At 68.9% G+C, this 18,868-nt stretch carries 17 protein-coding genes; 7 read left to right on the top strand and 10 right to left on the bottom strand.

Annotated elements, in window-relative coordinates; all coding sequences use genetic code 11:
- Nucleotides 1–225: 225 nt before the first annotated feature.
- Both prmC and Q8N19_RS07655 read right to left on the bottom strand, forming a co-directional pair.
- A complete protein-coding gene (gene prmC, locus Q8N19_RS07660; protein WP_305589378.1) occupies nt 226–1,095 on the bottom strand; it encodes a peptide chain release factor N(5)-glutamine methyltransferase in 870 nt (289 codons plus the stop codon).
- Nucleotides 1,092–1,898: an MOSC domain-containing protein gene (locus tag Q8N19_RS07655; RefSeq protein WP_305589376.1), complete on the bottom strand. Its 807-nt coding sequence runs from the start codon at nt 1,896–1,898 to the stop codon at nt 1,092–1,094. The genes prmC and Q8N19_RS07655 overlap by 4 nt, the downstream gene beginning before the upstream one ends.
- An 89-nt stretch (nt 1,899–1,987) precedes the next feature.
- On the opposite strand from Q8N19_RS07655, the gene Q8N19_RS07650 reads away from it, so the two are divergent.
- Nucleotides 1,988–3,208 carry a YihY/virulence factor BrkB family protein gene (locus Q8N19_RS07650; protein ID WP_305589369.1) on the top strand — a complete coding sequence of 407 codons (1,221 nt, stop codon included), beginning with the start codon at nt 1,988–1,990 and terminating at the stop codon, nt 3,206–3,208.
- Here the strand turns inward: Q8N19_RS07650 and prfA are convergent.
- Nucleotides 3,201–4,277, bottom strand: coding sequence for a peptide chain release factor 1 (gene prfA / locus Q8N19_RS07645; RefSeq protein ID WP_305589368.1), 1,077 nt, complete (start codon nt 4,275–4,277; stop codon nt 3,201–3,203). The two genes, Q8N19_RS07650 and prfA, sit on opposite strands and share 8 nt — an antisense overlap.
- Nucleotides 4,278–4,447: 170 nt before the next feature.
- Between prfA and Q8N19_RS07640 the strand changes: the two genes are divergently transcribed.
- On the top strand, nt 4,448–5,176 hold the full coding sequence (locus Q8N19_RS07640) for a hypothetical protein (RefSeq protein ID WP_305589366.1): 729 nt from the start codon (nt 4,448–4,450) through the stop codon (nt 5,174–5,176).
- Between the two features lie 52 nt (nt 5,177–5,228).
- Here Q8N19_RS07640 and Q8N19_RS07635 read toward each other — a convergent pair whose 3' ends face one another.
- The 5 genes from Q8N19_RS07635 to ptsP form a co-directional block, all read right to left on the bottom strand.
- Entirely contained in the window at nt 5,229–5,522 is a 294-nt protein-coding gene (locus tag Q8N19_RS07635) for a hypothetical protein (protein ID WP_305589364.1), read from the bottom strand.
- A gap of 34 nt (nt 5,523–5,556) precedes the next feature.
- Nucleotides 5,557–6,060: a hypothetical protein gene (locus Q8N19_RS07630; RefSeq protein WP_305589363.1), complete on the bottom strand. Its 504-nt coding sequence runs from the start codon at nt 6,058–6,060 to the stop codon at nt 5,557–5,559.
- A gap of 38 nt (nt 6,061–6,098) precedes the next feature.
- Complete coding sequence (gene ispG / locus Q8N19_RS07625; RefSeq protein ID WP_305589359.1) at nt 6,099–7,238, bottom strand: flavodoxin-dependent (E)-4-hydroxy-3-methylbut-2-enyl-diphosphate synthase; 1,140 nt, start codon at nt 7,236–7,238, stop codon at nt 6,099–6,101.
- 55 nt (nt 7,239–7,293) lie between these two features.
- Complete coding sequence (locus tag Q8N19_RS07620) at nt 7,294–8,283, bottom strand: RodZ family helix-turn-helix domain-containing protein (protein ID WP_305589356.1); 990 nt, start codon at nt 8,281–8,283, stop codon at nt 7,294–7,296.
- 150 nt (nt 8,284–8,433) lie between these two features.
- The gene (gene ptsP, locus Q8N19_RS07615) at nt 8,434–10,695 is read right to left on the bottom strand and encodes a phosphoenolpyruvate--protein phosphotransferase (protein WP_305589355.1); all 2,262 of its coding nucleotides are present in this window, start codon (nt 10,693–10,695) and stop codon (nt 8,434–8,436) included.
- Between the two features lie 189 nt (nt 10,696–10,884).
- Between ptsP and Q8N19_RS07610 the strand changes: the two genes are divergently transcribed.
- Nucleotides 10,885–12,579 carry an alpha/beta hydrolase gene (locus tag Q8N19_RS07610; protein WP_305589354.1) on the top strand — a complete coding sequence of 565 codons (1,695 nt, stop codon included), beginning with the start codon at nt 10,885–10,887 and terminating at the stop codon, nt 12,577–12,579.
- Here Q8N19_RS07610 and Q8N19_RS07605 read toward each other — a convergent pair.
- Complete coding sequence (locus Q8N19_RS07605) at nt 12,576–13,196, bottom strand: metalloregulator ArsR/SmtB family transcription factor (protein WP_305589353.1); 621 nt, start codon at nt 13,194–13,196, stop codon at nt 12,576–12,578. The two genes, Q8N19_RS07610 and Q8N19_RS07605, sit on opposite strands and share 4 nt — an antisense overlap.
- Nucleotides 13,197–13,297: 101 nt before the next feature.
- Between Q8N19_RS07605 and Q8N19_RS07600 the strand changes: the two genes are divergently transcribed.
- The gene (locus tag Q8N19_RS07600) at nt 13,298–14,716 is read left to right on the top strand and encodes an MFS transporter (RefSeq protein ID WP_305589349.1); all 1,419 of its coding nucleotides are present in this window, start codon (nt 13,298–13,300) and stop codon (nt 14,714–14,716) included.
- Nucleotides 14,717–14,719: 3 nt separating this feature from the next.
- Here Q8N19_RS07600 and Q8N19_RS07595 read toward each other — a convergent pair whose 3' ends face one another.
- Nucleotides 14,720–15,970: an aspartate kinase gene (locus Q8N19_RS07595; protein ID WP_305589341.1), complete on the bottom strand. Its 1,251-nt coding sequence runs from the start codon at nt 15,968–15,970 to the stop codon at nt 14,720–14,722.
- Nucleotides 15,971–16,118: 148 nt separating this feature from the next.
- On the opposite strand from Q8N19_RS07595, the gene ubiG reads away from it, so the two are divergent.
- The 3 genes from ubiG to Q8N19_RS07580 all read left to right on the top strand — a co-directional run.
- Nucleotides 16,119–16,877 carry a bifunctional 2-polyprenyl-6-hydroxyphenol methylase/3-demethylubiquinol 3-O-methyltransferase UbiG gene (gene ubiG, locus Q8N19_RS07590; RefSeq protein ID WP_371133810.1) on the top strand — a complete coding sequence of 253 codons (759 nt, stop codon included), beginning with the start codon at nt 16,119–16,121 and terminating at the stop codon, nt 16,875–16,877.
- A gap of 68 nt (nt 16,878–16,945) precedes the next feature.
- On the top strand, nt 16,946–17,914 hold the full coding sequence (locus tag Q8N19_RS07585) for an alpha/beta fold hydrolase (RefSeq protein ID WP_305589339.1): 969 nt from the start codon (nt 16,946–16,948) through the stop codon (nt 17,912–17,914).
- 145 nt (nt 17,915–18,059) lie between these two features.
- A partial coding sequence (locus Q8N19_RS07580; RefSeq protein WP_305589337.1) for an alcohol dehydrogenase catalytic domain-containing protein occupies nt 18,060–18,868 on the top strand: 809 nt, incomplete at its 3' end.

Genomic DNA, 18,868 nt, shown 5'->3' with positions numbered 1-18,868 from the left:
GTCCAGGGCTTGACCTTCAGGACGTGCGGCTGCGTGAGCCTCATCTCGGGATCGGGCGTTGCGCCCAAGGTTCCGTGTTGAAGACGTAAATTATCCCCGTCATCCGCCCGGACCTGGGAGCGCCCGTCGCAACGCGGCGCCTGCCGGCTTGGCTGATCTCCCGGTGTCGGGATTCGGGCCTGTTTCACCGGCGATTTGGGTGGAGACAATTAGGGATGTAGCGGCTCAGGCCGGAGTTTCCAAGGCTCTTTTTTCACCGAGCACCACGCGGTCCAGTCCGGCAAGGTCCTGCTGGGTGCGGACTTCGGCGGCGCCGGCCTGGCGGAACAGGTCCTCCACGGCGGTCTTCTGGTCATAGCCGATCTCGACGGCGAAGCGCCCGCCGGGTTTGAGCACCCGCAGGATCTCCGGCGCCAGGCTGCGATAGGCGTCCAGGCCGTCAGGGCCGCCATCCAGGGCCAGGCGGGGCTCGTGGACGCGGACCTCCGGCTCCAGGGTCTCAATGACGTCACTGGCGATGTAGGGCGGGTTGGCGGTGACGATGTCGAAGCTGGCGTCGGAAAGGCCCTGGGTCCAGTCGCCGCGCAACAGGGCGCAGCGGCCGGCGAGGCCGAGATGGGCGGCGTTGTCCCGGGCCACCGCCAGGGCGTCCTCAGAGACATCCACCCCCAGCCCCTTGGCGTTGGGTCGCTCGGCGAGGATGGCCAGCAGAATGGCGCCTGAGCCCACCCCCAGATCCAGGATCGACATGCGGTCATGCTCGGCCGTGGCCTTCAGCACCGCATCCACTACGCACTCGGTGTCGGGGCGGGGCGTCAGGACGTCCGGCGTCACCTGCAGCATGATCTTCCAGAAGCCCTTGCGTCCCAGGATGTGGCTGACCGGCTCCCGGCGCGACCGGCGCTCCAGATAGTCCTCCAGCCGCGCCTCCTGTTCGGGCGTCAGCAGGCGGTGGGGATCGGTGACGATGTCCAGGCGGGTGGCGTCGGCGGCGGCTTCCACCAGCAGGCGGGCGTCGATCACGGGCCCGGACAGGCCCACGGCCTCCAGGCGGGCCTTGGCCTGTCCCCAGGCCTTGAGCAGGGTCAGGGTCATGCGGTGGCGCCTCCGATGGCGTGGCCTGGCGCCGTCGTTTCGACCTGCGGCTGGCTGCAGGCGTCGCCGACGCTGGCGGCGCCTTCGCGGGTCACGTGCACATAGACGCCGCAGAACATGTGGCCGTAGTGGTCGAACAGGGCCTTGGTGATTTCCATGTCGCGCACGCCAAGCGCCGGGTCCACATCTGTGGCCGCGCAGCGGACGATGGGCTTGAAGACCTGCGCCTGGGCCCAGCCGACCATCATGCTGGCGCCGGCCCACTGGTTCTCCACCCAGGGGGGCCAGCCCTCCACATAGATGTTGGCGCGAAACCGCAGGGGATCGATCTCCCGGCCGAGCTTCTGTTCCAGATCGCGGACGCTGGCCAGGTTGAGGATGGAGACGTCGCCGCGGGGGTGGTCCATGAACCGGTGTCCCGGCGCCTGCAGGACCCGCAGGGGTCCGCGGGCCTCGTCGCCCAGCAGGCGGGTCAGCCAGTCGGCCAGAGCCTCCCGTCCCGCCTCGTCCGCCAGCCTCGCCGACAGGTCGGGCAGGCCCGGCGCGCTGACGCTCAGGACCTGGGTCTCCTCATCATATCGCGTGGCGGCGCGCGCCACCTGGGGCAGGGCCGCCAGCACGGCGAACTTCTGCTTGGGCACGAAGGCCGGCGCTTCGGGATCGAAGCCCGAAGGACCCGTCTCCACGGCGTAGAGCCGGTCGCAGGGAAAGGGCGCGCCGGCGCTCAACTGGGCGCGCGCCAGCGGCTCGGGGGTGAACCCCTTCACAGGATGACGATAGAGGGCTGCGATATGTCCGGCCATGCGCCTCTGTTGCCGCAAGGCGCCCAGCCTCACAAGAGGCCACGCGATGGGGGAACGGCGATGCGTGCGGGGGGTTTGATGGAAGACCCATGCCTGCCCCCGCCAAGCCTCCGCAGAAATCGCCCCGCGCCGCCGTCGTTCTGCGACGGGGCGCCGTGCTCGCGCCGTGGCTGGCCCTGGCCGGCCTCGCGCTGTGGCGGAAGCGGCCGCCGCCGATGGTCCCCGAGCCACCGCCTGGCCTCAGTCGACCTGCCGGAAGCGATCCCGAGCAGATCGCCGCCGAGGAGCCCGGCCGGGGACGGCTTGCGGGCCACCCGCGGCAGATTCCGCCCCACGGCTGGAAGGATGTGATCTGGCGCACCGTCGCGGAGATCAACCGAGATCAGCTGCCGCGGGTGGCGGCCGGGGTGACCTTCTACACCCTGCTGGCCATCGTGCCGGCCCTGGCGGTGTTCGTATCCCTCTATGGCCTGTTCGCCGACATCAGCCAGGTGCAGACCCAGCTCGCGCAGATGTCCCGGGTCATCCCCGGCGATGTGCTGGACATAGTCGGCGACCAGATGCGCCGCCTCGCGGTGGAGCGGAAGGCCAATCTCAGCCTGGCCTTCGCCTTCAGCCTGCTGATCTCGGTGTGGACCGCCAGCAACGCCGTGCGCGCCCTCGTGGAGGGGGTGAATATCGCCTATGACGAGCGGGAAAAGCGCAACATCGTCCAGCTGATGGCGATCACTTACGCCGCCACCTTCGGGGCCCTGACCTTCCTCATCCTGGTCACCGGTCTGCTGGTGGCCGTGCCGATCGCCATGACCCTGCTGGGGCTCGGCGATCTGGCGGTCATCTGGGTTCCGCTGCGATGGGCGGTGCTGCTGGCGGTGGCTGCAGCCGCCTTCACCCTGCTCTATCGCTACGGGCCCTGTCGCGCGCTGGCGCGCTGGCGCTGGGTCATTCCAGGGGGCGTGTTCGCCTCGGTGGCCTGGCTGGGCGGTTCCCTGATCTTCTCATGGTTCCTGAACAACATCGCCCGGTACGACGCCACCTATGGCTCCCTGGGGGCGGTGATCGGCTTCATGATGTGGATCTGGATTTCTTCCATGATCGTTCTCGTCGGCGCCGAGCTGAACGCCGAGATCGAGCACCAGACGGCGCTGGACTCCACTACCGGCCCCGAAGCTCCCCTGGGCGAGCGCGGGGCGACCATGGCCGACACCGTGGGCAAGGCGCTGCCGACCACGCTCGCCGACGCGATGGGCCGTGTCAGGACGGGCGCCGGCGGTCTGGTGGCCCGACTTCGCCGCGGGAAGGCTAGTTGAACTCGTCTTCCAGGGCCGCCAGCCGGCCGGCTTGATCCTCGGCGATCAGGGGTTCGATGACATCGTCCAGGCTTTCGCCCTCGATGATCTTCGGCAGGTTGTAGAGGGTCAGGTTGATCCGGTGGTCGGTGACCCGCCCCTGCGGGAAGTTGTAGGTCCTGATCCGTTCGGACCGGTCGCCGGACCCCACCTGGCTCTTGCGGGCGTCGGCGCGGGCGGTGTCGAGGGCCTCGCGCTGCTGATCGTACAGCCTGGCCTTCAGAACCTTCAGGGCCCGGGCCCGGTTCTGGTGCTGGGACTTTTCCGACGAGGTCACCACGATGCCGGTGGGCAGGTGGGTGATACGGACGGCGGAGTCAGTCTTGTTCACGTGCTGGCCGCCGGAGCCGGAGGCGCGATAGGTGTCGATCCGCAGGTCCGCGTCGTTGATCTCGATCTCGACGTCCTCGACCTCGGGCAGCACGGCGACCGTGGCGGCCGAGGTGTGGATCCGCCCGCCTGCCTCGGTCTCAGGCACCCGCTGCACCCGGTGGACGCCGCTCTCGAACTTCAGCCGACCGAACACCCCGTCGCCGGTGATGGCGGCGATGATCTCCTTGTAGCCGCCGACCTCGCCCTCGGAGACCGAGTCGATCTCCACCCGCCAGCCCCGGGTCTGGGCGTAGCGCTGGTACATGCGGAACAGGTCGCCGGCGAACAGGGCGGCCTCATCGCCGCCGGTGCCGGCGCGGACCTCCAGGATGGCCGAGGCGTTTTCGTCCTTGTCCTTGGGCGCCAGCAGCAGGGCGACCTGACGCTCCAGCTCGGGCAGACGCTCATGAAGCTCGGCCAGCTCCTCCCGGGCGAGACCGGCCATTTCGCGGTCGGACGACGCCGCCATCTGCTCGAGGTCCGGCGCCTCGGCCCGGGCCTTCAGCAGGGTCTGCACCGCCTCGGCGACGGGGCGCAGCTCGGCATGCTCCTTGGACAGGCGGACGATCTCGGCGCCGTCGGCGGCCGCGCCCATGCGCGCCTCGATCTCATGGTAGCGGTCGAGCACCTGGTCGAGCCGGGCCTGGGGAAGTCGCACGATCTTGAAGCACCTGTTGAACGAAGTCCGCCTATCTAGCGTCGGCCGGGGCCGCCGACAAACCAGGAACCACTTGTCACCCTCGGTCGCCGCGATGCAGCATGGTTAAGCTGTGACGACGAGCTGCGCCTGTGGGGGGCGGGCCACTGTTCGCCGAGGGTGTCTTCGCCATGGGAGCCTTGTTCCCGGTCACATGCCCCCATTGCGGGGCTGCGACCGCTGTCGCGCCGGAGGTCTTTCACCGCTGGTGGCCCTGCAAGGGTCGCTCGGAACTTGCCGCCAGCCTGCCGGGGAAACTGCTGCCCGACCAGGACGCCCGGGCGGTGTTCAGCGCCATGTGCCCGGCCTGCGACGGGCCGCTGGCCCTGGTCCTGACGGCCCGGGGCGGCCTGCTGAGCGCCCTGGTGTCCAGGCCAGGGGTGCCGGGCGCCCGCAGCCTGGAGAGCATCGAGGCCAATGAGGTCAGCAAGGTCGAGGTCTATCGCCCCGACCGGCCAGCCAAGCCGCCTCTGGTGGCGCTGCCCCCTGGGCTTCCAAGGGACTTTGACGCGACCTTGAAGCGGCTGGCCGAGGATGCGGCGCGGCCGGACCGCGGCGCGACGGCGGCGGCGGGGTGTCGATGGCTGCTTGACGAGGTGTTGAGCGATCTCGGCTATCCGCCTGCGGCGTCGGTCAAGCCTTCAGGGGGCCTTCTGGCGCGGCTGTTTGGACCAGCGCCCCGACCGGAGCCGGCGATCAAGGGCAGACTGCGCAAGGCGTGCGAGGGGGGCAAGCTGCCGCGTTGGGCGCTGACCCGGGCGGATGGACTGGACCTCGACGCGAAAACGCCGCCGTCATCAGCGACGCCCTATGTGAACTATCTGGCGGCGGTGCTTCGCGCCGCCTATCCAGGGCTCTGACAGGGAAGGCGCCGACGCGAGCGCCGCCGCCTTCCCGCAGAAAAGCCTCGCCCTAGGCGCGGACGCCGCTCATCGGCGCCGAGCCGAACGCGCCCAGCTTCACATTGCCGCTCATGGAGTCGCCGGCGACCTTGGCTTCGAATTCCAGGGTCATGGGCATGGGCGAAGTGATCTGGGTGGACCAGGTCAGGGTGTCGCCATTGACCTTACCTTCGACGGACTGGGTGCCCATCTGGCCCGAGGTGGTGCCGGTGAAGGTGTCGCCATTGGTGGTGATGACGGCGTCGACCGTCTGCGCCCCCATCGGCGTGTTGATCGTAATCTTCCAGTTGCCGTCTGCGGACATGACGTCCTCCCCATTTGTTGGAGCCGGCACCTAATCAAGTGCCGGAGGGCCGCGCAAGCGTGACGCTAGCGTCAGCTTTGGCGTCGCCGTCGGGTTCGCCGAGGGAGATGCCGGCCTGACGCAACCGCGCCAGCATGGAGATCAGTCGTCCATAGGTCTCGTTGGCGCCCGAAAGCATTTCGGCCCGGGTGAAGATGGCCGAGGGGACCACCAGGCCGCCGGGGCGCCGCTCCAGAAGACCGGCCTCGACCAGGGTCTCCACGTAGGGATCCTGCACTGTTCGGGGCATACACAGGTGCGTCGATAGATCGGCCTCGCTGATCGGCCGCCGCTGGCTGTCAGGCGGTATGTCGTGCAGGGCGGCGTAGCGATCGGTGGTCGACCGAAGATGCGCCGTGTTGGCCGTCCAGACGCCGGTGAAGACCAGGAGCGCCACGACATCGCCCCCGTGCAGGCGGGCCATCTCGCTCAGCAGGTCGATGAACTCGTAGGCCAGGATCCGGCTGGTCAGGCGTCGGTTATCGGGGGGCGCCGTCATGGAACGCTACTCGAAAAGGAGCGGGAGGCCGCCCAGGTTTACTCTGCCGCGAGGGTCGCTGACTCCGCCGCCGCCAGCTCGGCCGCGCGGGCCTCCACCAGTTCGACGATGTGGTCGACCATGTGCTCATTGTCCATCTTATGGTCGGGCTTGCCGGCCATATAGATCATGCCCGAGCCCTTGCCGCCGCCGGTGAATCCCAGGTCAGTCATCAGGGCCTCGCCGGGTCCGTTCACCACGCAGCCGATGATGGACAGGCTCATTGGGGTGGAGATGTGGGCCAGCCGTTCCTCCAGGGCCTCCACCGTCTTGATGACGTTGAAGCCCTGCCGGGCGCAGGAGGGGCAGGCGATGATGTTCACGCCCCGGTGCCGCAGGCCGAGCGACTTCAGGATGTCGAACCCGACCTTGATCTCCTCCACCGGGTCGGCGGCCAGGCTGACCCGGATGGTGTCGCCGATGCCGGCCCAGAGCAGGGAGCCCATGCCGATGGCTGACTTCACCGTCCCGGTGCGCAGGGCGCCGGCCTCGGTCACCCCCAGGTGCAGGGGGCAGTCGATGGCCTCGGCCAGCATCTGATAGGCCGCCACCGTCATGAAGACGTCCGAGGCCTTCACGCTGATCTTGAACTCGTGGAAGTCGTGGTCCTGCAGGATGCGGGCGTGGCTCAGCGCGCTTTCGACCATCGCCTGGGGGCAAGGCTCGCCGTAGCGCTCCAGCAGCTCCCGCTCCAGCGACCCGGCGTTGACGCCGATGCGGATCGAGCAGCCATGGTCCTTGGCCGCCTGGATCACCTCGCGCACCCGGTCAGGGGAGCCGATATTGCCGGGATTGATCCGCAGGCACGCCGCCCCGGCCTTGGCGGCCTCGATGCCGCGCCGGTAGTGGAAGTGGATGTCGGCCACCAGCGGGACCTTGGCGGCCTTGGCGATGGTGGCGAAGGCCGCGGTGGAGTCCTCGTCAGGGCAGGAAACCCGGACGATGTCGGCGCCGGCCTCCTCCAGCTGGCGGATCTGGTCGATGGTCGCCCTGGCGTCAGACGTCAGGGTGTTGGTCATGGACTGAACGGTGATCGGCGCGTCGCCGCCCACCTCAACGGTCCCGACGCGAATCTTGCGGCTGACCCGTCGCTCTATGGTGCGCCAGGGGCGGAGATGGGTGTGATCGTGCTGGGTCATGACGCTGTGGAAAATAGCGCCTCGCGAGGTAATCCCCAAGCGCCCAGAGCGGCGATCAGTCGACCAGTCGGCTCACGGGGGTCTGGGCGGTGGCCAGCAGGCCTCGGGTCTGCCCGTCCACGAAGACCTGGAAGGCCTTCGGCTCGGACACATCGATGACCAGGCCCTTCATCTGCGGGGCGCCATAGGCTTCGCCGGCCGCCAGTTGCCGGGCGAAATAGACCGAGCCATCGGCGCCGCGGACGATCAGGGCGGCCGATTCCCGCGCCTGCAGAACCACGGTGGCGGCCTGGGGCGGGGTTCCATAGACTGTCCCGTCGGCCTTGAAGGCCGTGGGCAGATCGGTCGGATCGACGGCGGCCTCGGGGTTTCTCGCCCGGGCCTGGTTGGAGGCGATCACCGCATCGGCCGAGCCGCCCGCTGCAGCGGCCACGTCGAGGCCAGGGGTTTCGTAGAGTTCCGGCACGGTGGACTCCACCGGCGCGGGCAGCGGGGCGCCCAGGGCCAGGGGACCCTGGGGCTCGGTCGCCGCAGCGACCTGCTCCGGCGCCGCGGCGACGGCGGGGGCGGGATCCTGAGCGTCCTGAATGCCCCGCTGGGCGAAATTCCAAACGACGATGGCGCCGATGACCAAGGCGCCGGCGACGATGGCGAAGCCCAGCCGACGATCGCCGGTGCGGCGGACGCCTACCGGCTCGCGCAGGGCGTCGTCCGTGGCCGGTTCTTCGGCCTTGAAGCGGGTGACGGCCGATTCAGCCTCGAGGCCCAGGGCCCGGGCGTAGGCGCGGACATAGCCGATGGTGAAGGGACGAGAGGGCAGATCCTCGATCCGCATCTCTTCGATCGCCGCCAGATAGGCCCGGCGAATGCGCGTGGAGTCGGCCACGTCCTGCAGCGACAGGCCACGGAATTCCCGCGCGGCCTTCAGAGCCGCGCCAATGTTCGGGCCGGAATCGAGGGTGGGCATATAGGAATCAAGAACGGTGGCGCGCGGGCTGTCATAGCTCACGTTGAAGTCGGTGACTCGGCCCGTATCGAGCGCCATGTCTGCTCGCCGCCCTCGAATAAAATTGTCACGACCAAAGGTCGCCACCCGCCCTGTCCGTTTTGCACGGAACTGTTAATTTCCCTTTTAGCATAACGCGATAGCGCGCGGAACTCAATGTCGGCCTGTGGTTGATTCTCCACGGTCAAGCTAAACCGAAAGGTAGAGTTTCCGCGCCAGGGTCTCGATCTCGTTGCGCACCGAACCGCCGGTTCCGCGGATCAGGGCGGTGACGCCACGGTGGGCCGCCTCCCGGTCGCAGGACAGCACCATCTGCTTCACCGGGCCGATGCCGGCTGGCGGCATGGACAGGCGTTCATAGCCGAGCGCCACCAGGGTGAAGGCCTCGAGGGGACGTCCAGCCATCTCCCCGCAGACCGAGACCGGGGTGCCGGTGTCGGCGCAGGCCTTCTGAATTTCGGCTAGGACCCGCAGGGCTGGCGGCGACAGCGGGTCATAGCGGTCAGCCATGCGGGCGTTGCCGCGATCGGCGGCGAACAGATATTGCAGCAGGTCGTTGGTGCCGACGGAGACGAAGTCGGTCATGGGCAGCAGGGCGTCCAGGTGCCAGATCAGCGACGGCGCCTCGATCATGGCGCCCACGTCCAGGCGGGCTGGCGCAGGCCGGCCGCGGCGCTGGGCCCAGGCCACCTCGTGGTCCACCAGGGCGCGGGCGGCGCGGAACTCGTCCACGCTGGCCACCAGGGGGAACATGATGCGCAGGGCCCGGCCCCGGGCCGCGGCGATCAGGGCCCGCAGTTGCAGGCGAAGCAGGGCGGGTCGGTCCAGCCCCATGCGGATGGCCCGCCAGCCGAGCGCCGGGTTTTCTTCCCGTTCTGCTTCCAGATAGGGCAGCACCTTGTCGCCGCCCAGGTCGAGGGTGCGGAAGGTCACCGGCAGGCCACCGGCGGCGTCCAGCACCCGGCTGTAGAGCGCGGTCTGGGCGTTGAAGCGCGGCAGCTCCTCGGCGACCATGAACTGGAACTCGGTGCGGAACAGGCCGATGCCTTCGGCGCCGGTCTCTCCCAGGATCTCCAGATCCACATCCAGGCCGGCGTTCATCAGCAGGGTGACCTTGACCCCGTCGCGGGTGAAGGCCGGCGTATCGCGCAGCTTGGCGAATTCGGCCCGGCGCTGGGACCGCACCTCGATCCGCGAGCGGATGGCCTGCACCACGTCCAGGCGCGGGCGCAGATAGGCCTCGCCGGTTTCGGCGTCGACGATCACCGGATCGCCCTCGGTCACCCGGTCGCGCAGGCCGTCCAGCCGGCCGACGCAGGGGATATCCAGGGCCCGGGCGACGATGGCCGCGTGGCTGGCTGAGGATCCCTCCTCCAGCAGGAGGCCCTTCAGCTTGTGCCGGTCATATTCCAGCAGGTCGGCTGGCCCGAGATTACGGGCGATGAGGATGGCGTCCTCGGGCAGCTCCCGGGCCACATGCCCGTCCCCGGCCAGGTGGCGCAGCAGACGGTCGGCCAGGTCTTCGAAGTCGTGCAGCCGTTCCCGCAGATAGGGATCCCGGGCCTGGCCCAGGCGCGCCCGGTGCTCCGAACGCACCCGCTCCACGGCCGCCTCGGCGGTCAAGCCATTGCGTACGGCGTCCTGCAGGGACCGGTTCCAGCCCCGGTCGTGGGCGAACATGCGGTAGGTGTCGAGCACCTCGTAGGAGGCCTCCACCAGGCCGTGCTGGCCTTCCAGCATCTCGTCCAGCTGCGCCTGCAGGCTGGAGATGGCATGGGTCAGCTTGGCTTCTTCGGCCACCACATCGTCGGCCAGCAGCTTTGACGGCGCCACCGGCGGCTCGTGCAGCACCGCCACGCCCAGCGCCAGGCCATCGGCGAACCGCGCGCCCTTCAGCCGTTCTGAGCGGTGCGGAGCAATCTCGACGCCGGACAGCTCGTCCTCGGAAATCAGTTCGCCGGCGACCATCTCGGCCAGAACCATGGCGATGATCTGGACGTCCTCGACCTCGTCCTCGGTATAGACCCGCTCGGTGCGGTTCTGGACCACCAGCACCCCGATGGCCCTGCCGCCCCGCAGCAGGGGCACGCCCAGGAAGGCGTGGTAGGGGTCCTCGCCCGTTTCCGGGCGATAGGAGAAGGCTGGATGGTTCGGTGCGTCGGCCAGGTTCAGCGGCCGGCCCAGGCGCATGATCTCGCCCACCAGGCCTTCGCCGGGGCGCATGCGGGTCAGGTGGACGGCCAGGGGATCGAGACCCTCGGTGGCGAACAGCTCCATCTCGCCGCCGGACCGGCGCATGTAGAGGGAGCACACCTCGGCGACCATGGAACGCGCAATGATGCGCACCACCATGTCCAGCCGGTCCTGCGCGGGCGCGCCGCGCTGGACGGCCTCGCGGATCTGCCGCAGCAGGCTCCGCTGTCCCCGAATGACCGCGCCGGTCATCGCCATCTTCTGGTGGTCTCCTGTCCTTCCCGAATTTCTAGCAGCATCAGACGTCGGATCAGAGACGGAATCGAGGCCGCCTGGCCATGTTCTCATTCAGGCGGACGCCGGGCTGCTCCGCAAGCCGTCCTGGACGGCAGGCGGCCAGGGGGCCATCTTCGCGGCCAACAAACATAAGTCCTCGGGGAGGGGGCCATGCGTCTTGGATTGATGCTGCTGGCGCTGGGTTGGGTCCTGGCGCTCGGCGGCGGCTGGGCGGCCCATCTGGTTCAGACGTCGGGCGGGACAGAGGTGCGCGACGTGCGCTTTCCGGCCAGCGATGGGGCGCGGCTCAGTGGCCTCCTCTACCTGCCGGCCGACGCCAGCGCCGAGGACCCCGCGCCGGCGGTGCTGCTCAGCCACGGCTATATCAACACCCGCGAGATGCAGTCGGCCTTCGCCATCGAACTGGCGCGCCGCGGCTTCGTGGTCCTGGCCATGGACATGTCCGGCCACGGCTATTCGCAAGGCACGGTCGGCGCCAACGCCTTCGGGGGACCTGCGGCTTTCGCCTATCTTCAAGGCCTGCCCATGGTGGACCGGGCCAATATCGGCATGGCCGGCCACAGCCTGGGGGGCGCGCCCATCCTGTTTGCGGCCAAGGCCAATCCGGACGGCTACCGGTCCATGGTGCTGGTGGGGTCGACGCCCGGCATCTTTGGCGCGCCGGAGGGGGAAGGCCGCGCCTTTCCGCGCAATCTGGCGGTGGTTTTCGGCCAATATGACGAGTTTCCGGACCTGATGTGGCAGGTCCCCACCGGCGGCGACATCGTCAATGCGCCCCGGCTGAAAGCCCTGTTCGCCGCCGAGGCCCCGGTAGAGCCCGGCCGCATCTACGGCGAGATCGCCGCCGGCGACGCCCGCTGGCTGCAGGTCCCGCCGATCACTCACCCGTGGGAGCATTTCTCCGGGTCTGGCGTCGGCGCGACCGTGGACTGGCTGCAGCAGACCCTGGAGGGCGAGGCGCGACCCTTGCCGGCCGACAACCAGATCTGGTTCTGGAAGGAGCTGGGGACCGGGGCGGGCCTGGTCGGGGCCGTTCTGCTGATGCTGGGGACCTTCCAGGTCCTGAGCCGCCTGACGGGTCTGCCCGACGCCCAGCCCAGGGGGCAGGCGCGCGATCGCCGGTGGTGGATCGCCCTCGTCCTGACGGCGGCGGTTCCGGCCCTGACCTATTTCCCGTTCATGGCGCTTGGCCAACTGTTCGCCGCCGGCCCCCTCTTCCCCCAGCAGGTCACCAACCAGCTCCTGGCCTGGGCCCTGATGAACGGCCTGATCACCCTGGTGCTGGCGCTGGTCCTGCGCGGGCCCGCGCCGCGTTTCCAGCACCGCTGGCTGGCCGCGCCCCTGATCGCCGCGGCCTCGGTGGGCATGGCCTATGGCGCGGCGCTCGCCTGCGACGCCCTGTTCAAGACCGACTTCCGGCTCTGGGTCCTGGCGCTGAAACCCCTGGATGGCCGACAACTGGCCTACGCCCTGGCCTATGCGGGGCCCTGGATCCTGTTCTTCCTGGTCAGCCAGCGGGCGGTCGCCGCGCGCCTCAGCCTGAAGGGCCAGGGGGCCGGCGCGGAGATGGCCGCCTGGGCGGTCGCCTTGAGCCTCGGCTTCGTCGTGCTGCTGATCCTGGAATACGGCGCCCTGTTCCTGACCGGACGGCTTTTGACCCCGGCCGAGCCGCTGAACACCATCATCGCCATCCAGTTTGCGCCGCTTCTGGCCTTGATCGGCCTGATCGGCGCCTTCGCCTACCGGCGGTCCAACTCCTATGTCCCCGGCGCGGTGATCTGCGGCCAGTTCATCACCTGGTACATTGTCGGCGGCACCGCCACTCACTGGGCGCCTGGGGCCTAGGGCGGGGTCACCAGATAGGCGCATCGTCGCGCGCCCTGCAGGATATGGTCGATCCGCTCCACCGTCGCCGGGGCCAGCGCCTCGCGGAACAGGGTGAGCTCGGAGCGGCAGAAGCCCTGGCAGGCGGTGGCGGCCGCGCAGATGGGACAGTGGTTTTCCACCAGCACATAGGTCCCGTCCCCCGCCGACGACCACTCGGCCATGTAACCCTCAGCGGCGCGCAGCCGCGTCAGGCGGTCCAGCCGGGCCTCGAGATCGGGGTCCGCGGCCAGGGCGGTCATGTAGAGCTTGCGGCTGGCGTCTTCGCGCCGGCGGATCAGGCGGTCCAGGCCGGCAGGCCCAAACTCTTCGCGCACCGCCTCCAGCAACTCCACGGTCACCTGAGCGTGGGCGTCGGGAAACCGCGCATGGCCAGCCGCCGTCAGGTTCCACACCGAGCCGGGACGCCCCACGCCGCCGCGCGCCTGTTCGCTGGCCAGAAGGCCCTGCGCCACCAGTTTTTCGGTCTGCAGTCGCACCGCTTGACGGGTGACGCCGAGATGAGCCGCCAGTTCCGCCGTGCTAGCCGGGCCGCCAGTCTTGAGGCGCAGGAGGATGGCGTCGGCGGGCGCGGTCATGGTCCGGGGGTGGGTCTCTTGATTTGACAAATATCAGCTTGCGAAAGGATCGCTGCGGGATTAGCCAGGGTCAAGTTTTTTCGCAAGCTCCAGGTTGTCGAATGCCGCCCACAGCGCCTGTCCCCGGCAGCTGGAAAGACGTGCTGGCCGAAGGTCGGTTCGCCCAGTTCGTGCTGATCTGTCTGGCGGTCTGGCTGCACGCGGCCGACAGCCTGGTCACCGCCACCATCATGCCCAGCGTCGGGGCTGACCTGGGCGGCTACGCCTATTTCGGCTGGGCCACGGCGGGCTTCCTGTTGGGCTCGGTGGTGGCCGGCGCCAGCGCGGGATGGCTGACCGGCCGCACGGGGCTGCGCCAGGCCTTTGTCCTGTCGGCGGTGATCTATGCCTTCGGCTGCCTGATGAGCGCGGCGGCGCCAGATATCTGGACCTTCCTGGGCGGGCGTCTGGTCCAGGGGCTCGGCGGCGGCTGGCTGGCCGGATTCAGCTCGGTGGCCATCGGCCTGCTGTTCCCCGACCGCACCCTGCCCCGGGTCTATGCAGCGGCCACCGGCATCTGGGGGATCGCCACCCTGATCGGGCCTCTGATGGGCGGAGTGTTCGCAGACGCCGGCCTATGGCGATGGGCCTTCTGGTCGTTTGTAATCCAGGGCATGATGGTGGCCGGCGCGGCGCTCTTCCTGCTGCCGAAGGGGGAGAAGGGGGAGGGCGGCGGCGTGCCCGCCCTGCAACTGCTGCTGATCGCCGGCGGTGTCGGCGCCATCGCCGCGGCCGACGTGCTGGGCGTCTTCAGCCTGGCGGTGATCCTCATCGCCGTGGGCCTTGCCGTCCTGGCGCTCAGCGTCAGGATCGACGCCCGGGCCAAGGTCCGGCTGCTGCCGGTCAGCTCAGGGGATTTCCGCACCATTGGCGGTCTGGGCTTCGCTACCATGTTCCTGATGACGGCGGCCTCCATGGGCTTCACCGTCTATGGCCCGGCCATCCTGCAGACCACCCGGGGCTATTCGGCGCTGGCGGCCGGCTATGTGATTGGGGTCGAAGCCCTGGCCTGGACGGCCTCGGCCCTGGCCATCGCCCACCTGACGGGTGTCTGGCGCGGGCGGATGGTGCGCCTGGGGGCGGTGCTGGCCGCCCTGGGCATCGGCCTGTGCGTCTTCGTGATCGCCGAGGGACCGCTCTGGACCCTGATCCTGGCGGCGGTGCTGCTGGGCTCGGGCTTTGGTCTGTCCTCGGCCTTCATGAACCAGATGGTGCTTTCGGCCCTGCCGGCTGCGGAGCGCGGCCTGGGCGGCGGGGCGATCAACACGGTGCGTTTCACCGGCGCGGCGGTGGGGGCGGCCGTGGCCGGCGCCCTGGCCAATCTGGCGGGGTTCGGCGAGGCCCTGACCTATGCCAGCGCCAGCGCTGCGGCGCTCTGGGTGTTCGCCGCGGCGACGCCGGTGGCGGCTGCGGCCATCTTCACCGCCTGGCGCCTCAGCCAGAAGCAGGACGCCGAGGGCGCGGCGTCCTCAGCCGCTTGAGGCTTAGAGCTTGTCCAGCTCGTAGGCCGCATGCAGGGCGCGGACGGCCAGCTCGGTATAGGCCGCGTCGATCAGCACGCTGATCTTGATCTCGCTGGTGGAGATCACCTGGATGTTGACCCCCTTGTCAGCCAGGGCGCCGAACATGGTCTTGGCGACGCCCGCATGGCTGCGCATGCCCACCCCGATCACCGAGACCTTGGCCACGTCCTCGTTCACGGCCACGTCTTCGAAGCCGATGACGGACTTGGCCTGACGCATGATCTCGATGGCCCGGGCGGCGTCGCGCTTGCCGACGGTGAACTCCATGTTCGCCGTGTCCTGGGTGCGGGCATGGCTCTGGACGATCATGTCCACGTTCACATTGGCGTCGGCCAGCCGCCCGAAGATCTCCGAAGAGACGCCGGGATGGTCGGGCAGGCCGAAGACGCTGATCTTGGCTTCGTCGCGGCTATAGGCGACGCCGCTCACGATGCGCTTTTCCACGATCTCCTCCTCGTCGCAGACGATGGTGCCCTGACCGGGGGCCTCTCCGGGTTCTACGAAACTCGATAGCACGCGTACCGGCATGTGCTGGGCCATGGCCAGCTCCACCGAGCGCGTCTGCAGCACCTTGGCGCCCAGGGACGCCATCTCCAGCATCTCCTCGAAGGAGATCTTGGACAGCTTGCGGGCCTTGGACTCGATCCGCGGGTCGGTGGTGTAGACCCCGTCCACGTCGGTATAGATGTCGCACCGCTCGGCCTTCAGGGCCGCGGCGATGGCCACGGCGCTGGTGTCGGAGCCGCCGCGACCGAGCGTGGCGATGCGGCCCTCGCGGGTCACTCCCTGGAAGCCCGCGATCACGGCCACCTCGCCGGCGTCCAGCGCCGCGGCCAGCTTTTCGGGCGGGATGTCCTCGATCCGGGCGCGGCCATGAGCCTCGTCAGCGATGATCGGGATCTGCCAGCCCAGCCAGGATCTCGCCGGCAGGCCCATATTCCGAAGGGTCATGGCCAGCAGGCCCGCCGTCACCTGTTCGCCCGAGGCGACCACGGTGTCGTACTCATCATCCGAGGGCGTGAGGCCCTGGGCGGCGGCGCCTGCGCCATCGGTCCAGGCGACCAGCTCATTGGTCTTGCCGGACATGGCCGAAACCACCACGGCCACGCGGTGGCCTGCGGCCACTTCCGCAGCCACGAGCCGGCCCACGCGCCGGATACGCTCAAGGTCGGCCACCGAGGTGCCGCCGAATTTCATCACCAGACGGGCCACGCCGGATCGACCCCCGCTAAAGAAGGCCGCCCTTCTACCGATGGCCAAGCCGCCCTGCAACGTAACATTCGAAGGTCACAGGGCGCCTGGGTCCGTCTGGCCGCCGCACGCCCTTCCGCAAGCCTCGCCGCACGCTATATGTGAAGCCATGTCCGCAAGCCCTGATCTCCGCTCCAGCATCGATCCCGAAGAGGTCGAGCGTTTCTCCAGGATCGCCGCCGAATGGTGGGATCCACATGGCAAGTTCGCCCCGCTGCACCGGTTCAACCCCACCCGGCTGACCTTCATCCGCGACAAGGCCCTGGCGCGGTTCGGGCGTGACCCCATGGCGCGGCGGCCCTTCGAGGGCCTGCGTTTGCTGGACATTGGCTGCGGCGGCGGTCTGCTGTCGGAACCCATGAGCCGGCTCGGCTTCACGGTGACCGGGGTCGACGCCTCGGAGCGCAATATCGGCACGGCCTCGACCCACGCCGCCGAGCAGGGCCTGACCATCGACTATCGCTGCGCCACCGCCGAGCAGCTGCTGGCCGAGGGCACGCCCCCCTTTGACGTGATCCTCAATATGGAGGTGATCGAACACGTCGCCGATCCAGGCGAATACCTGCGCAGCTGCGCCCAGCTGCTGGCCCCGGGCGGGATCATGATCGTAGCGACCTTGAACCGCACCCTGAAGGCCCTGGCCCTGGCCAAGGTCGGCGCGGAGTACGTGTTGCGCTGGCTGCCGGCCGGAACGCACGACTGGCGCAAGTTCCTCAAGCCTGACGAACTGCGCGGCTTCCTGGCGAGCGAAGCCGTGCAGGTGGATGGCCCCTATGGGGTGGTCTTCAACCCGCTCACCGGCCGCTGGTCCCAGGCCCGGGACAGCGAGGTGAACTACATGATGACGGTGACCCGCACAGCGGCCTGACTTTCGGCGAACCCGGACGGCGGCTTGAGCGTTGATGGCTGCAATCAGGCTTGACCAGGGAGTTTCGTGTGGCTCGTAAAAGGCCCAAGGGCGTCGTCGGCGTCGGCTGGGCGTGCTTCGCCTCCGCCATGCTGGGGCGCACTGAACATGTCCCCATGTCCAAGGACTATCCCGACACGATGGTCCGGCGCACCAGCTTCGAGGCCGGCGGCGGCCTGGGCTGGCGCATCTCGGCCCTGGAGAGTCCCCGCGGACAGACTGCGCCTTGGAAGATCGTGGTGGTGACGGGGTCTCCCTCATGGGCGGAATATTGGGCGCCGGTGCTGGCCGCCCTGCCGCAGGACCGCGAGATGATCGTGGTCGATCGCCCGGGCTTCGGCGCCTCGGAGCCCGCCGACCACGTCCCGGACCTGGAAGTTCAGGCTCTGGCCCTGTCTCCCCTGCTGCAGGCGGCGCCGGGGCAGAAGATTCTGCTGGTCGGCCAGTCCTACGGGGCGGCCATCGCCACCCTGATGGCCCGCCGCTACGGCCGCCGGGTTCGCGGTCTTGTCCTCCTGTCCGGATATTATGGCGAGCCCGGCCCCACGGCGCGCTGGCTGCTGGACACCGGCGGCAAGGCCCTGGGCCTCATCCCCCGTGATCTGCGCAATGCGGTCTTGGAGGTCACCGGTCAGCCCGAGCAGCTGGGTCCGGTGCGGCGCGCTCTGGGGGAACTGCGGACGCCCATCCATCTGATTCACGGGGACCGGGACGACTTCGCGCCCCTCGACGCCGCCGAACGCCTCATGGCCGGGATCAGGGCGCGGCATTCCATCCGGCTCACGCGGGTCGAAGGGGCTGACCATTTCATCAATGATGGGCCCACCGACCGTCTGCTCGCGGCTCTGGACGCCTGCGTGCCGCAACCGCGCCGGTTGCTTCCGCCCCTCCGGTGGCCAGCCCTGCCTAGGCCCGATCTCGCCGCCCTGTGGGCGCGAATGCGCCCTGACCCATCCCGTCGGTGGACAGGCGTGGCCGCCACGCGGGAGACGGCCTAGGGCGGCGGCGGGTGTCCAGAGTGGCTAAAACGGGCAAAACCCTCTTGGCCCCTTTGACCTGAACGGCGATAACTCTCCCCAAAGGGGTCCAATCAGCGGCCCTGGACCGGCCCGGTCAGCGGGCGCTCATATGGGGAAGCACGATATGAAGGCCGCCGTTCTGCGCGAAGTGGGCAAGCCGCTTCAGATCGAAGACGTCCAGATCAACAAGCCGGGCCCCCACGAGGTGCTGATCCGCACCATGGCCGCCGGGGTCTGCCATTCAGACCTGCACTTCATCGAGGGCTCCTACCCCCATCCGCTGCCGGCCGTGCTGGGTCATGAGAGCGCCGGTATCGTCGAACAGGTGGGCTCCGAGGTCCGCACCGTGAAGCCGGGCGACCATGTCATCACCTGTCTGTCGGCCTATTGCGGTCACTGCGAGTCCTGCCTGACCGGCCGGATGAGCCTGTGCGTGTCCCCCGACACCAAGCGCGACAAGGATGACGAACCGCGTCTGATGCAGAACGGCGTTGGCCTGCCGCAATTCCTCAACCTGTCTTCCTTCGCCGAGCAGATGCTGATCCACGAGCATGCCTGCGTGGCCATCCGCAAGGACATGCCCTTCGACCGCGCCGCTCTGATCGGCTGTTCGGTGACCACCGGGGTCGGGGCCGTGATCCACACTTCCAATGTGCGGCCTGGCGAGACCGTGGCGGTGATCGGTTGCGGCGGTGTGGGCCTCTCGGCCATCAATGGCGCGGCCATCGCCGGCGCCGGGCGGATCATCGCCATCGACATGGTGCCGGGTAAGCAGAACCTGGCCATGGCTTTCGGGGCCACCGACTTTATCTGCGCCGCCGACACCGATGCGGTGAAGACGGTCATGGAGATGACCAAGGGCGGGGTTCATCACGCCTTCGAAGCCATCGGCCTGGCCAAGACCGCCGAGCAGGCCTTCAACATGCTGCGCCG

Source organism: Phenylobacterium sp. (assembly GCF_030693405.1).
Classification (GTDB): domain Bacteria; phylum Pseudomonadota; class Alphaproteobacteria; order Caulobacterales; family Caulobacteraceae; genus Phenylobacterium.
Note: the sequence above shows the minus strand (reverse complement) of the source record. Positions and strands in the feature narration are given on the sequence as shown.